Origin of the sequence: Desulfobaculum xiamenense (assembly GCF_011927665.1) — a bacterium.
Lineage (GTDB): Bacteria > Desulfobacterota > Desulfovibrionia > Desulfovibrionales > Desulfovibrionaceae > Desulfobaculum > Desulfobaculum xiamenense.
Genome location: NZ_JAATJA010000001.1, coordinates 1,127,309 through 1,141,454, shown reverse-complemented (window position 1 = coordinate 1,141,454; position 14,146 = coordinate 1,127,309). Strand labels below are relative to the sequence as shown.

General features: G+C 63.4%; 16 protein-coding genes. 12 read left to right on the top strand and 4 right to left on the bottom strand.

Going from position 1 to position 14,146, the window contains the following annotated elements; genetic code table 11:
* Positions 1-12 precede the first annotated feature (12 nt).
* The 8 genes from guaA to GGQ74_RS05165 all read left to right on the top strand — a co-directional run bounded on the left by guaA (position 13) and on the right by GGQ74_RS05165 (position 6,040).
* The gene (gene guaA / locus GGQ74_RS05200) at positions 13-1,566 is read left to right on the top strand and encodes a glutamine-hydrolyzing GMP synthase (protein WP_167940448.1); all 1,554 of its coding nucleotides are present in this window, start codon (positions 13-15) and stop codon (positions 1,564-1,566) included.
* A 78-nt stretch (positions 1,567-1,644) separates the two neighbouring features.
* Positions 1,645-1,953 (top strand): Sec-independent protein translocase protein TatB, encoded by a 309-nt coding sequence (gene tatB / locus GGQ74_RS05195; RefSeq protein ID WP_167940447.1) that lies wholly within the window; start codon positions 1,645-1,647, stop codon positions 1,951-1,953.
* 186 nt (positions 1,954-2,139) lie between these two features.
* Positions 2,140-2,868, top strand: a complete 729-nt coding sequence (tatC, locus tag GGQ74_RS05190; RefSeq protein ID WP_167941013.1) for a twin-arginine translocase subunit TatC — start codon at positions 2,140-2,142, stop codon at positions 2,866-2,868.
* 249 nt (positions 2,869-3,117) lie between these two features.
* Positions 3,118-3,705, top strand: coding sequence for an imidazoleglycerol-phosphate dehydratase HisB (hisB, locus tag GGQ74_RS05185; protein WP_167940446.1), 588 nt, complete (start codon positions 3,118-3,120; stop codon positions 3,703-3,705).
* Positions 3,705-4,352 (top strand): hypothetical protein, encoded by a 648-nt coding sequence (locus GGQ74_RS05180; protein WP_167940445.1) that lies wholly within the window; start codon positions 3,705-3,707, stop codon positions 4,350-4,352. The genes hisB and GGQ74_RS05180 overlap by 1 nt, the downstream gene beginning before the upstream one ends.
* Complete coding sequence (gene hisA, locus GGQ74_RS05175) at positions 4,349-5,080, top strand: 1-(5-phosphoribosyl)-5-[(5-phosphoribosylamino)methylideneamino]imidazole-4-carboxamide isomerase (RefSeq protein WP_167940444.1); 732 nt, start codon at positions 4,349-4,351, stop codon at positions 5,078-5,080. Before GGQ74_RS05180 ends, hisA begins: the two co-directional genes overlap by 4 nt.
* A gap of 86 nt (positions 5,081-5,166) precedes the next feature.
* Positions 5,167-5,376, top strand: coding sequence for a heavy-metal-associated domain-containing protein (locus GGQ74_RS05170; protein WP_167940443.1), 210 nt, complete (start codon positions 5,167-5,169; stop codon positions 5,374-5,376).
* Positions 5,377-5,536: 160 nt separating this feature from the next.
* Positions 5,537-6,040, top strand: coding sequence for a hypothetical protein (locus tag GGQ74_RS05165; RefSeq protein ID WP_167939501.1), 504 nt, complete (start codon positions 5,537-5,539; stop codon positions 6,038-6,040).
* 90 nt (positions 6,041-6,130) lie between these two features.
* Here the strand turns inward: GGQ74_RS05165 and GGQ74_RS05160 are convergent, their stop codons facing one another.
* The 4 genes from GGQ74_RS05160 to upp all read right to left on the bottom strand — a co-directional run bounded on the left by GGQ74_RS05160 (position 6,131) and on the right by upp (position 11,153).
* Positions 6,131-7,957: a bifunctional homocysteine S-methyltransferase/methylenetetrahydrofolate reductase gene (locus GGQ74_RS05160; protein WP_167940442.1), complete on the bottom strand. Its 1,827-nt coding sequence runs from the start codon at positions 7,955-7,957 to the stop codon at positions 6,131-6,133.
* Positions 7,958-8,213: 256 nt separating this feature from the next.
* Positions 8,214-9,227: an NAD-dependent epimerase/dehydratase family protein gene (locus GGQ74_RS05155; RefSeq protein ID WP_167940441.1), complete on the bottom strand. Its 1,014-nt coding sequence runs from the start codon at positions 9,225-9,227 to the stop codon at positions 8,214-8,216.
* A gap of 13 nt (positions 9,228-9,240) precedes the next feature.
* Positions 9,241-10,476: a uracil-xanthine permease family protein gene (locus GGQ74_RS05150; RefSeq protein ID WP_167940440.1), complete on the bottom strand. Its 1,236-nt coding sequence runs from the start codon at positions 10,474-10,476 to the stop codon at positions 9,241-9,243.
* A gap of 50 nt (positions 10,477-10,526) precedes the next feature.
* On the bottom strand, positions 10,527-11,153 hold the full coding sequence (upp, locus tag GGQ74_RS05145) for a uracil phosphoribosyltransferase (protein ID WP_167940439.1): 627 nt from the start codon (positions 11,151-11,153) through the stop codon (positions 10,527-10,529).
* Between the two features lie 241 nt (positions 11,154-11,394).
* Here upp and GGQ74_RS05140 point away from each other — a divergent pair, with 241 nt between their 5' ends.
* The 4 genes from GGQ74_RS05140 (at position 11,395) to GGQ74_RS05125 (ending at position 14,146) form a co-directional block, all read left to right on the top strand.
* Positions 11,395-11,682 (top strand): hypothetical protein, encoded by a 288-nt coding sequence (locus tag GGQ74_RS05140; RefSeq protein ID WP_167940438.1) that lies wholly within the window; start codon positions 11,395-11,397, stop codon positions 11,680-11,682.
* A gap of 10 nt (positions 11,683-11,692) precedes the next feature.
* The gene (gene cutA, locus GGQ74_RS05135) at positions 11,693-12,013 is read left to right on the top strand and encodes a divalent-cation tolerance protein CutA (RefSeq protein WP_167940437.1); all 321 of its coding nucleotides are present in this window, start codon (positions 11,693-11,695) and stop codon (positions 12,011-12,013) included.
* A gap of 30 nt (positions 12,014-12,043) precedes the next feature.
* Complete coding sequence (locus GGQ74_RS05130; RefSeq protein WP_167940436.1) at positions 12,044-12,982, top strand: carbohydrate kinase family protein; 939 nt, start codon at positions 12,044-12,046, stop codon at positions 12,980-12,982.
* Positions 12,983-13,060: 78 nt separating this feature from the next.
* On the top strand, positions 13,061-14,146 hold the full coding sequence (locus GGQ74_RS05125; protein WP_167940435.1) for a phosphotransferase family protein: 1,086 nt from the start codon (positions 13,061-13,063) through the stop codon (positions 14,144-14,146).

Here is a 14,146-nt window from a genome sequence, read left to right as displayed (position 1 = left end):
GCGGATTTTACAATGAAACATGCGGATTCAGTCGTCATCCTCGACTACGGGTCCCAGTATACCCAGCTCATCGCGCGTCGTGTGCGCGAGGCTGGCGTGTATTCCGAGATCCTGACGTGCGAGGCGACCCCTGAAGAAATCAAGGCCCGCGAGCCCCAGGCCATCATTCTGTCCGGCGGTCCGGCCAGCGTGACGGCCGAGGACGCGCCCGGCCTGTACCGGGAGATCCTTGATTGGGGCCTGCCGGTGCTGGGTATCTGCTACGGAATGCAGCTGCTTGCCCACAACCTCGGCGGCCGAGTGACCGCCAGCGAGGACCGCGAGTACGGCCGCGCCGACCTCGACCTGACCGGCCAGTGCGCGCTGTGGGATGGTCTCGAAGGCAAGGCCAATCACGTGGTGTGGATGTCTCACGGCGACCACGTCGAGGAGATTCCCGAGGGCTTCAGCGTCGTTGCCTGCACCCCCAGCGTGCCCGTGGCGGCCATGGCCGATCCCGAGCGCCGCATCTACTGCCTCCAGTTCCACCCTGAAGTGGCACACACCGACGACGGCAGCCTTATCCTGTCCAACTTCCTGTTCAAGGTCGCCGGACTCAAGCCCTCCTGGACCATGAGCTCCTTTGTGGAGTCCACGGTGCTCGAAATGCGCGAGTCCATCGGCGAGGACGAGCAGGTGGTCTGCGGTCTTTCCGGCGGCATCGACTCCACAGTGGTCGCCCTGCTGCTGCACAAGGCCATCGGCAAGCGCCTCACCTGCATCTTCGTGGACAACGGTCTGCTGCGCTTGAACGAGGGCGAGGAAGTCATCGGCTACCTGCGCGAGCACTTCGACCTCAATCTCGTGTGGGTGCAGGCCCAGGACGAATTCCTCGACAAGCTCAAGGGCGTCGACGATCCCGAGAAGAAGCGCAAGATCATCGGCCACACCTTCATCGAGGTCTTCGACCGCGAGGCCGCCAAGATCAAGAACGTGAAGTATCTGGCGCAGGGTACCCTGTACCCCGACGTCATCGAGTCCATCTCGTTCAAGGGCGGCCCCAGCGTGGTCATCAAGAGCCACCACAACGTGGGTGGCCTGCCCGAGAAGATGAACCTTTCGCTGGTGGAACCGCTGCGCGAACTGTTCAAGGACGAAGTGCGCCGCGTGGCCATGGAACTCGGCCTGCCCGATTCCATCATCTGGCGCCATCCCTTCCCCGGCCCCGGTCTGGCAATCCGCGTCATCGGCGAGATTACCGCGGAGCGCCTCGACATCCTGCGCAAGGCCGACAAGATCGTGCAGAACGAACTCCACGCTGCGGACTGGTATCGCAAAGTGTGGCAGGGTTTTGCCGTCCTCTTGCCCTTGAAGACAGTCGGGGTTATGGGAGATGGTCGGACGTACGAACACGTGATCGCTCTGCGCGTGGTCGACTCCATCGACGCCATGACCGCGGACTGGACCCGCCTGCCTTCCGAACTGCTGGCACGCATGTCCAACCGCATCATCAATGAGGTCAAGGGCGTGAACCGGGTGGTCTTCGATATTTCCTCGAAGCCTCCGGGAACCATCGAATGGGAATAGCAACCGCTTTGGCGGCATGACGGGGCGGCGGCGCATTCATGGCGTCGCCGCCTTCAACTCTCAAACCAAGGTCGGATCATGTTTGGAATCGGCAGCACCGAACTTCTTCTGATACTGGGCATAGCTCTGCTTGTCATCGGCCCCAAGAAGCTCCCGCAGATGGCCCGCAGCCTCGGCAAGGCCATGGGCGAATTCAAGCGTGTCTCCAGCGATGTGAAGCGCACCATCGACGCCGAAGTCGATCGCGTGGAGCGTCAGGAACGTCAGGACCGAGCGAAGGCCGAACTCAAGCCCGAGGACGCCTCCCCCCGCACCGAAACCGCAGCCTCCACGCAGGCCGCCGCGGCCAAGCCCGCCGACGCGCCCGCAGACTCCAAGAACGCCTAGGCGGGATTCCATCACATGAGCCAGAACGATCGCAGACCCGAGGAACTGGAAGAAGAGGTTCTCGACGGGGGCGTTGCCGAGGTGGCCGCCTCCGCGAACGAAGAGGAACGGGACGCGAATCCCGAGCCCGAATCCGAACCCGAAAAGGATGCTCCCAAGGACGCCCCCGAGGACGAGCTTGAGGAAATGGGGCTTCTCGATCATCTCGAGGAGTTGCGCGGACGGCTGACCAAGTGTGTCATCGCCATCATTGTGGGCCTGTTCGCCTGCTACGGCTTTGCCGAGCAGATGTTCGACTTCCTCATGATGCCGCTCAAGCCCATTCTCCCCGAAGGCTCCACGCTCATCTTCACCGGCCTGCCCGAAGGCTTTTTCACCTACATTAAGCTTTCCGCCTTCGCGGGCCTTTTCCTGACGAGTCCGTACATCTTCTATCAGATCTGGGCATTCATCGCGCCTGGGCTGTACAAGGAGGAGCGGCGCTGGGGCATTCCCATCGCGTTCTTCTCCGCGCTGTTCTTCGTGTCCGGAGCGTGCTTCGGATATTTCGTTGTCTTCCCCATCGCCTTCAAGTTCTTTATGGGCTTCCAGACGGAACTCATCCGGCCCATGCCGAGCCTCAAGGAATACCTGTCATTCACGCTGAAGCTGCTTATGGCCTTCGGCATCGCCTTCGAGCTGCCGCTGTTCATATTCTTCCTCGCGCGGCTGGGAATGGTCAGCTCCGTGTGGCTCAAGAAGCAACGCAAGTACTTCGTGCTGGTGGCGTTCGTCGTTGGCGCACTGCTGACCCCGCCGGACGTGGTGTCGCAGTGCTTCATGGCGGGACCGCTGATCCTGCTCTACGAGCTTGGCATCATCGTCGCGTGGTTGTTCGGCAAGGCCGAACCCCGAAAGCAGAAGAAGGCCGACTGATCGATCCGACTTCAAAAAGGCGTCCGCATAGCGCGGACGCCTTTTTTTATGCTCCATTCTCCGTCTTGCGCAGTGGACGAGCCGTCGATTGCCCCATGGTTCCGATGCCCCGTCGGCCACGGCCGATGCGGAGGCGATGCGGGCGGAGCGTGGTCTCATCCTTTGACCTCGAACCGGAAAACAGGCATGCTTGAGGATGCAGTTCGCACTGCGCAACCATCTCGAACGACAACGGAAACGGAGCTGAACATGGAAGGCCGCACCGCGCGCATCGCACGCACCACCGGCGAGACCGACATCACCCTCGAACTGGACCTTGACGGTTCCGGCAGCATCTCCATCGAAACCGGATACGGCTTTGCGGACCACATGCTGACCCTCATCGCGCACTGGGCGGGCTGGGACCTGCACGTGCGCTGCAAGGGTGATACGCATGTTGACGCGCACCATAGCATCGAGGACGTCGGCTTGTGCCTCGGCGAGGCCCTTACCCATGCCCTTGGCGACAAGAAGGGCATCGCCCGCGTGGGCAACGCCCGCGTGCCCATGGACGAGGCTCTGACCACCGTGGATATCGACATTTCCGGCCGCGCCTACCTTGTCTATGCCGATGAGCCCGTCCCGGCCATCGTGGCGGGCGAGGAAAAGGACCTCTGGCGCGAATTCTTCAAGTCCGTGGCCTTCCGGGCCGGACTCAACCTGCACGTGAATTTCCTGTATGGCCGCAACGGGCATCATCTGCTCGAATCCGCATGCAAGGGCTTCGGTCTGGCGTTTCGTCAGGCCGCCTCGCACGGGCGCGACGGGGTGCTCAGCACCAAGGGGAGGCTCGATTGATGAGACGTTCCATTTTTGTGCGTCTGGCTCTGGCAATGGCCTGTCTGGCCTTTCTCGGTGCGGGCTGCCGCGCGGCAAAGGCTCCTGTGGAAGGCCCGCACGGCTCGCTGGCCGTGGCACCCTTCACGCAGCCGCTCATGGATTCGGAGCTTTTGGCCGGGTTCATCCCCGAAGAGGCCGTGGCCGTGAAGCCCGTGGTGCTTGGCGGACTCGACGCCGTGCTGGCCGAGGAGTTGGGCAAAGGCTTGGCCGCGCAGTATCAGCGGCCTGCCGAGGTGCGGCAGTGCATGCAGATTCAGCTTTCCGCCAACGACGGCAAGCGCAGGACCGCGCTGGAGTCGTGGCTTGAGGTGGGGCGTTGCCTCGGGGTGGATTATCTGCTCGTTCCGCAGCTCATGCTCTGGGGTGAGCGCGACGGCAGCGAGATCGCCGTGCGCCGTCCGGCCGCCGTCATCCTCGACCTGTATCTCGTGGACGTGAAGGCCGAGGGCCTCGCCGCGCGCTACCACTTCGACGAGGCCCAGTTGTCGCTGACCGAGAACATTCTCGACGCCGACAAGTTCGTGAAACGCAAAGGCAAGTGGATTACGGCCACGGAGCTCGCCCGCGAGGGGCTGGCACGGGGCGTGAAGGAGTTCGGATTGTGATCGTTTTTCCCGCCGTGGACATCAAGGACGGCAAGTGCGTCCGACTGAAGCAGGGGCTGGCCGATCAGGTCACCGTGTTCAATGACGATCCCGTTGATGCCGCCCGCCATTGGCAGAGCCGTGGAGCGCGCTATCTGCACGTCATCGACCTCGATGGAGCCTTCGACGGTCACCCCGCCAACCGCGACCTTATCCGCGACATCTGCTCGGCCTTGAGTATTCCTGTGCAGTTGGGCGGTGGCATTCGTGATATCGAGACCACCCGCTCCTACATCGATGCGGGCGTCACGCGGCTCATCATTGGGACCATGGCCCTTGAGAATCAGGACCTGTTCGGCGAGCTGTGCGCCACCTTTCCCGGCCATATCGGCGTGTCTCTCGACGCGGTGGACGGACGCCTCAAGACCAAGGGTTGGGTTGAGGATTCCGGGCAGACCGTGTTCGACGTCATCCCCCGGCTGGAGGCGCAGGGCGCGAGCTTCATCATCTATACCGACATCAGCCGCGACGGCATGCAGTCCGGCGTGAATGTCGCTGCGCTGGAGCGTCTGTGCGAGGCCACCAGCCTTCCCGTCATTGCGGCGGGCGGCGTGGCCACCATGGCGGACATTCGCAACCTGCATCCGCTGTGCGGCAAGGGGCTGCAGGGCGCCATCACCGGCAAGGCCGTGTACGACGGCACCCTCGACCTCGAAGAGGCCAATCGCTGGATCGACGCGCAGGCGTAACTCCGGGCGATGTGCCGGGCTTTCCGGCAAACATTCCGACATGCGAAGGGTGCGGTGTCCGCGCCCGGATAACGGAGAGTCGAATCATGGCACGAAGCATTGAAGTGAAGGGAATGAGTTGCCAGCACTGCGTGGCCTCGGTCACCAAGGCGCTGTCCGCCGTTCCCGGCGTGAAGGATTTGAAGGTCAGCCTCGACGATGGCCGCGCCACCTTCGAGGAGGCCTCTCCCGTGGACATGGACGCCGTGAGGAAGGCCATTGCCGCCATCGGCTTCGAGCCGGGCGAAACGGCATAGACGTCCGCATCCGTGAAACATTCGGCCCCCCTCCGAGAAATCGGCAGGGGGGCTTTTTCGTGGAGTGCATGAGTGCTTGAAAGGTGCACGCGCAATCGTTTATGATGTGTCCCGGTTGGGAGAGAGACAACCATCCACGCCAATGGCGAAGGAGCGAATCATGAGAATTTTTGTGGCAGTTTTGATGTGTGGAATGCTGGCCTTGCCCCTGTGGGGCGGCTCAGCCAATGCGCAGGATGCCGCGACGCCCGTGCAGGATCAGATTCAGGATCAGGCGCAGGATCAACTGCAGGATCAGACTCGCGAGCGCTCCATGCGCCAGGAGCAGCATATGGAAAATATGCGCACCATGCAGCAGACGCACGAGCAGATGAAGACGCAGGAGCGCGAGATGCGCGACGATCTGACCAATGAGGAGCGTCGGACCCTGCATCAGGAGAACATGGAAAATCTCCAGAACATGCATCAGGATATGAAGCAGCAGGAAAAGGCGGCCCGTTCTGCCGCCACAAGCGAGACCATCGGTAAGGCCAAGAGCGCGCAGGGTGCCACCGGCATGGGCGGCTCCAATGGCGTCGGAACCGGCAAGGGTGCCGGGAAGGGCGGCAATGGTGGTGGAAACGGTGGCGGAAACGGCGGTGGAAAGGGAGGCGGCAAGAAGTAGCCTCCGCCTGCGCATTGCCGCGCTCGAAGATGTTTGAAAGAAGACGGGGACCGTTCCGGTGGGAGCGGTCCCCGTCTTTGCGTTTCGGGATCAGGATTCGAGCAGGCCGCCTGCGCGCAGGCGCTGCATGAGGTCGAGGGCGATGCCGTAGCGGTTGAACGGCGGCATGATGTAGACGCCCGCGAAGTGTGGCCACGCGTATTCCAGCAGTTCCCACGCGATCTGCGTGCCGACCTCCACCCCGCGGTCCCCGGCTTCGCGCATGCGGCGGCGGGTGTCGTCCGGGATGGAGATGCCGGGGAACTCGTTGTGCAGGAATTCCGCATTGCGCGAACTGACCAGCGGCATAATGCCGATGAAGATGGGTACGTCGATATGGGCCGTCAGATCCAGCACCTCGTCGATGGCCTCGCGCGTGTACACGGGCTGCGTCAGGAAATAGCGCGCTCCGCATTCGATCTTGCGCTCCATGCGGCGGACCTGAAGGGCGTGGTTCTTCGTGTTGGGATTGAAGGCCGCGCCGGTGCAAAAGTTCGTGCGCAGGCGCATGGAGTCGCCATGGTGGTTGACGCCTTCGTTGAAGCGCCTAAGCAGGCTGATGAGATCGAAGGAGCGCAGGTCGAACACGCCCTTGATGACGTCGTCGGTGCCGGAGGGCGGCGGGTCGCCGGTGACGGCCAGCACGTTTTGCAAGCCCTCCACGGCAAGGCCCATGAGTGTGGACTGCATGCCGATGAGGTTTCGGTCGCGTCCCGTGAGGTGGACGATGACTTCCGCCCCAGTCCTGCGGCGGATCATGCCCGCTAGCGCGGTGTTGGACAGGCGGGGCACGGCCAGCGGATTCTCGGCGATGGTGATGGCGTCCACGCCCGCGTCGGCCAGCGCGTCCGCGGCATCGAGGGCCTGTGTCGCATCGAGGTGCTTGGGCGGGTCGAGCTCCACGAGGACCATCTTCCGCTGGCCGAGGTTCAGCGAAAAGCGGGTGGGCGGCAGTTCGGGAGTCGAGCCGTCGCCGCCGGTGATGTTCTGGATGGTCTCCGTGTGCGCCGTGCTGCCCGTGTGCAGGTCCAGCCGTCTGCGCAGGGCTGCGATGTGCTGGGGCGTGGTACCGCAGCAGCCGCCCACGAGGCGCGCGCCAAGCTTCACGCAGCGCATTACGGCATCGGCAAAATAGTCTGGGGCGCTGCCGTAAAGCAGCCGGTCGCCGGAGCGCTCGGGGTAGCCGGAATTGGGGAAGACCGACAGCGGCCGACCGGGCGAGCCTGCCTTGCGCAGGGCCTCCAGCACGCCGAGCGGTCCCGCGCCGCAGTTGATGCCCACCACGTCCGCGCCCGCATCCGCGAGCGCCTGAAGGCATTCGCTGGGGCTGACGCCGGTGAATGATCCGCCCTGTCCGGTGAAGACCATCTGCGCCACCACGGGCAGGTTCGTGGTCTGCTTCACGGCGGTGACGGCGGGCAGGAGCATTTCGAGGCGGGAGAACGTTTCGAGGAACAGCACGTCCACACCGCCCTCGGCGAGGGCTTCAGCCTGTTCGGCATAGATGGCGGCGATGCGGCTGGCGTCGGGGAGTTCGTCGAGGCGGCCGAGCGGCCCCATGGAGCCGCCGACCCACGCAATGTCCCTTGCGCAGCGGCGGGCGATTTCCGCGCCGCGCCGATTGATGAGGCGGGTTTGCGCGGCGAGGCCGAAGCGCTCCAGCTTCAGCGCGTTGGCTCCGAAGGTGTTGGTCTCGATGAGTTCGGCACCGGCGGTGATGTACTCGGCATGGATTTCGGCCACGAGGTCCGGACGGGTGAGGTTCAGCTCGTCGTAGCAGGCCTCGGCAGGGACGCCCTTCTCGAAGATGCGGGAGCCCATGGCGCCGTCCGCCAGCACGACGCGGCGGGAAAGTTCGTCGATGAGGTTGTGTCGCATGTGTATCCCTTCTGCCCCAAGCGCGGGGGGAGGGTAGAGTGACTGCGCGGGCGGGGGATGTCAAGCCGCCCGGGTGCTTCGGACGCCTTTGGTGGGCGCTTTGCGGGGGAGGAGGGCCTTTCGGGACGGCGGGTGACTGGTTGGTGCGGCCTGATGCCCCGGCACGACGCAGCCTCGTGATGAGGATGAAAGAAACGGGGCGGGCAATCCCGTGTGGGAATGCCCGCCCCGATGGAAGCGAATCTGCTGCGAAGCCCTAGGGCTTGCAGACGAAGGTCGAACTGTCGCGCGTGTATTCGTCGAGGCAGTTCTCGAAGTAGGCGAAGGTGCGCCGAAGGCCCTCGTCGAGGTTCGTCGTGGGCCGCCAGCCGAGTTCCGCGGTGATCTTCGAGCAGTCGCCGTAGAAGTCGCCGATGTCGATCTTCTTTTTTTCCTCGGGCCACGGCACCAGCTTGAAGCGGCCCTTGCCCGCAGTGGCGATCATCCGCTCGCAGATGTCGCGAAGGCTTACGGGCTCGTCTCCGGCGAGGTTGTAGACCTGCCCGAGGGCGCGGTCGTCCTTGCCGGCGAGGAGGATGGCCTCCACCACGTCGTCCACGTAGTTCAGGTCGCGGCGCTGGGAACCATCACCGTAGAGCTGGATTTCCTTGTCCTCGGCGACGAGGCGGATGAACCAGCCCAGGAAGCCCTGCCGGTTGTGCTTGAGCAGCTGGCGCGGGCCGTAGGTGTTGGTCAGGCGCAGGACTGCGGCCGGAATGCCGTACACCTTGTGGTAGAGCAGGTGGTACCATTCCCCGGCGATGCAGTTGATGCCGTTGACGTCCACGGGGTCCAGAGGGTGCTTTTCGTCCACGGGCATGTAGTGCGGCTTGCCGTATATCTGGCGGGTGCTGGTAAGCACCAGCCGCGCCTCGCGGTTGAAGTGGCGACAGGCTTCGAGCACGCCGAGCTGGGCCTTTGCGTTGATCTCCAGATCGGTGAACGGATCGTGCATGGAGTCGATGTGGCTGACCTGCCCCGCGAGGTTGAAGATGAACTCCTGCCCGCGGATGAGGTACTGCATGGCCACACTGTCACGCACGTCCGAGATGTTCAGCCGGATGTCGTCCTTGACCGGAGCGATGTTGTACAGGTTTCCCCCGTACTCGTCGTACATGGAGTCGACGACGGTGACATCCGCCCCCGCCTCCACGAGCCTGATCACGAGGTTGGAGCCGATGAAGCCGCAACCGCCGGTGACCAGAACCTTCCTGCCCTTGTAGAACTGCATTGGAATCTCCTGCCTAGTGCTTTGCGGTCTTCGGCAGGATGAGGTTCAGGACCACGCCGATCACGCCGGACAGGCCGATGCCGGTGAGGGTGATCTTGGCGATGCCGAAGCTCATGCCGCCGATGCCGAAGACGAGGATGACCGCGACGATGGCCATGTTGCGAGGCTCCATGAGATCCTCGCGGGCGCGAACCAGCGTGTTCATGCCCACCACGGAGATGGCGCCGAACAAGAGGACCATGATGCCGCCCATCACCGGAGTGGGGATGGAGAGCAGCAGCGCACCGAGCTTGCCCACGAAGGCGAGCACGATGGCCGTGATGGCCGCCCAGGTCATGATGGCGGGGTTGAAGGCGCGGGTCAGCGCCACCGCACCGGTGACCTCGGAGTAGGTGGTGTTCGGCGGGCCGCCGAGGAAGGAGGCCAGCGAAGTGGCCAGACCGTCACCGAGCATGGTCCGATGCACGCCGGGGTCCTTCAGGTAGTCCTTGCCGGTCACGGAGCTGATGGCAAGCACGTCGCCGAAGTGTTCGATGGCGGGCGCGATGGCCACGGGCACGATGAACAGAATGGCTTCCCAGTTGAACTCGGGGAACACGAAGTTGGGCATGGCGAGCCATGCCGCCTCGTGCACACGGGTGAAGTCCACGATGCCGTAGCACAGACTCAGGGTGTAGCCCACGGTGATGCCGCACAGGATGGGGATGAGCTTGAGCACACCCCGTCCGAGCAGCGACACGCCGATGGTCACCGCGAGGGAGATCATGGAAATGATCAGTGCGGTGTCGCGCGGGAACAGGTCGATGGAGCCGTCGCCGCTCTTGCCAACGGCCATGAACACGGCGGTGCGGGCCAGCAGCAGGCCGATGACCATGATGACCGGTCCGGTCACGATGGGCGGCAGGACGCGGTGCAGAATCTCGGTGCCCCGAAGTTTGATGAGGGCCGAGAGCAGCACGTAGAACAGGCCAGCCGCGGCCAGTCCGCTCATGGTGGCGGGAATGCCCCAGGTCTGCACGCCGTAGATGATGGGCGCGATGAAGGCAAAGGAGGAGGCAAGGAAAATGGGTACCTTGCGCTTGGTGACCACCTGGAAAAGCAGGGTGCCGGCACCAGCGGTGAACAGCGCCACGTTGGGGTCCAAACCGGTCAGCAGGGGGACCAGCACGAGCGCACCGAATGCCACGAAGAGCATCTGCGCGCCGATAAGGCTGTCCCTCAACCGGAACCTGTAATCCGTTTCGGCCATGAACGTCTCCTTCCTCTATGCGTTTGGCGTGATTGGATGTGTACGAAAGGCTACTTCGTGCCGAAGATCTTGTCTCCGGCGTCGCCCAGTCCGGGCAGGATGTAGCCGTCGTCGTTCAGGCACGTATCGACGCTCGCGGTGTAGACCTCGACGTCGGGGTGACGCTCTTCCAGCTTGCGCAGACCCTCGGGGGCGGCGACGAGGAAGATGCCACGGATGTTCTTGCAGCCCGCTTCCTTCAGCAGATCGACGGTGGCGAGCAGGGTGCCGCCGGTGGCGAGCATGGGATCGAGGATGAGGGCCATGCGCTCTTCGATCTTGTTGGCGAGCTTCACGTAGTACTGCACGGGCTCCAGCGTTTCCTCGTTGCGGAACAGGCCGACGACGCTGACCTTCGCTCCGGGGATCATGTCGAGGACACCATCGAGCATTCCGATGCCTGCGCGCAGAATGGGCACAACGGTGAGCGTCTTGCCCATGATGTTGTCGACTTCGACGGGACCAGCCCATCCGTTGATGGTGACCTTTTCGGTCAGCAGGTCCTTGGTTGCCTCGTAGGTCAGAAGGCGGGCAACTTCGTTGGAAAGGGCGCGAAAGTCCTTCGTGCTCAGGTTGGCCTGTCGCAGCAGACCCAGCTTATGCCGGACCAGCGGGTGGTCCACAACATGAACTGCCATGGTGTCTCCTTGGCTCTCTTATGGGGTTTTGGGATGAGGGGAAAATTGCTCGGTGCAAAATCTTGTCGTCCCTACACGAAAAGACAATGTCGGTCAAGCGTACGGTTCGCGTAGCACCGATGTCGTGCATTGGCGCATGCGTCGTGCATGACATGCGCAAGCCCGTTCTCTTTGTGGTGGAAATGTACTATGATGGACTGTTGTCGCCGCGTATGGAAAATGATGACAAAAGGAGTAAGCCATGTTTCGCAATAGCGTTGCAGTGTTCGTGGTCGTTGTCGTCCTGTGCGCCCCCGTGAAGGCTCTGGCGCAGGACGCGGACCCCGGCGGCACGCTTCGTCGGGCATGCGTCGAGTGCCACGATTTCCGGCGCATCTGCCGCAACCTTGGCGAGAAGAGTCTTGCGGGTTGGGAAAAGACCGTCACCCGTATGTATTCCAAGGGGGCGAAGATCGACGCGGCGGACATCCCCGCCCTTGCGCGCCACCTCCACGGGTTGGAATCCGGTTCCGGCGAGATCTGCAAATAGGGGGTTTTACATGGACGCGATTCTTGTCTACATCACTGCTTCGAACGCGGAGGAAGCCGAACGCATCGGTCGAATGCTCGTTTCACGACGGCTGGCCGCCTGCGTGAACATCGGACAGGGTATCCGTTCCCTGTACTGGTGGGACGGGGCCGTGCAGTCGGACAGCGAAACCGCGTTCATCGCCAAGACGGTCCGCGGGCGTTTCGCGGAACTGGCGCAGGCGGTGCGCGAGGTGCATTCCTACGAGACGCCGTGCATCGTGGCGCTACCCGTCGTTGACGGCGACCCCGACTTTCTGGACTGGCTGCGCGACAACGCCAGACCCGGCTGATAGGTTCCGCACACTCAACTGGAGACATTCATGCAAATCTACGTTTTCGGCTCGCTCGCCTTCGATCGCATCATGACCTTCCCCGGCAGGTTTTCGGACCACATTCTGCCCGACAAGATACACATCCTGAACGTCTGTTTCGTTGGCAACGGTCTTGAAGAGCGCTTCGGCGGCACGGCAGGCAACATCGCCTACAGCCTGTCCCTGCTCGGCGAGAAGCCGGTGATCGTCTCCACCGCTGGCCATCGCGACTTCGGACGCTACGGCGAGCGCTTCGCGGGCTATGGCTTGCGCCTTGACGGTGTGCGTCTCGTGGATGAGGCCTTGACCGCCAGTTGCCACATCACCACCGACCTTGCGGACAACCAGATCACCTGCTTCAATCCCGGCGCGATGGGCTATCCCTGCGGTTACGATTTCGCAGACGCAGACCCCGCGCAGGACATCGCCATCGTCGCCCCCGGCAACCACGAGGACACCATCGCCCTGCCGCGCCGCTTCCGTGAGATGGGCATGCGCTACATCTTCGATCCCGGCCAGAACATCACCGCCCTGCCCGGCGAGAAGCTCCTTGAGGCCATCACTGGCTCGTGGGCGCTCATCTCCAACGACTACGAGCTGGAAATGATTCTTCGCGCCACGGACCTGTCCCTCGAACAGTTGCTGACCCGCACCGGCAGCATCATCACCACCCTCGGCGACAAGGGCAGCATCATCCGCGAACAGAACCGCGTTACGGAGATTCCCGCCGCCAGCGTGACCCGCGTGGCTGATCCCACCGGTGCGGGCGACGCCTTCCGTTCCGGTCTGCTCAAGGGCCTGGCCATGGGCCGGGAGCTGCCGGAGGCCGCGAAGATCGGCGCATGCTGCGCCACGTGGTGCGTGGCCCAGACGGGCACGCAGGAACATGTCTTTACAGAAGATGAGTTCTGGGAGCACTATAGGAAGAATTTCGGGCCGACGGCGTAACCCGCCCGCGGGTCAGGCCGCCAGCTCCGCCGCAACAGCGGGCCGTCATCGACGGCCCGCAGAAACCGGGGGAATGTCATGATCCGGCCTACACTCGAATCCGTGGAACGCTACCTGCGCGAGGTGCTCGGTCCCGACGTCACGCTGACCGGCGTGGGCGAGATCGGATCCCTCGACGAGCAGGGCATGAAGGACTTCGGCTACGGCAAGCCGCTCCTGATCAACTGGACCAAGGGCGGCGCACCCGGGCAGGCCGTCCTGTCCCTCATGCGGGGCGACCGCTACGGGCATCAGGGCTACTGGGATAGGGCGCGGGTGCTCATGTTCCAGTACGACGCCGGTGGGCGTATGGAGCGCCATGTGCGGCCGCTCGGCCTCGGCTATCTGGATGGCGACGGCCAGATGACTCCCGTCCGCAATCCTCGCGAATTCTTCATTCTCAACGAGAAGATCGAGGGGCGCGACTATTTCCTCGATCTCTATCGCATCCGTGGGGGCGATTTCCGCCCGCAGGACGAGGCGCTGGCCCGCGAGTTCGGCCACTGGCTGGCCCGCGTCCACTCCCGCCGTCTCGACGATCCCGATCTTTACATCCGCCGCATCCGGAACCTCGTGGGCGACTGCGAGTGCATTTTCGGCATTGTGGACGGCTATCCCTACCCGTACTCCGAATTCCCGCCTGAGCGCTTCATTGCCATGGAGAAGCGTCTGGTGGATTGGCGCTGGAAGCTACGGCGCTACACCCATCGCCTCGCCGAGGTGCATGGCGATTTCCACCCGTGGAACGTGCTCGTGCGCGACGGCAATCCCCCGGACTTCGGCGTGCTTGACCGCAGCCGCGGCGAATGGGGCGACCCCGCCGACGACGTGGCGACCATGACTCTCAACTACGTCCTCTTTGGACTCTACGACGTGGCGCGGCTGGATGGGCCGTTCCTGAAGCTTTACCGCGCCCTGTGGGAAACCTACCTCGCCGACACCGGCGATACGGAGATGCTCGACGTCATCGCGCCGTTCTACGTGTTCCGCGCGCTGGTCGTGGCCTCGCCCGAGTGGTATCCCGATCATCCCGTGGAGGTGCGGCGCGGCCTGTTCCGGTTCATCGAGAACGTGCTGGAGGACGAGCGTTTTGATTGGGAGAACATCAACCGCTACATGGAGTGA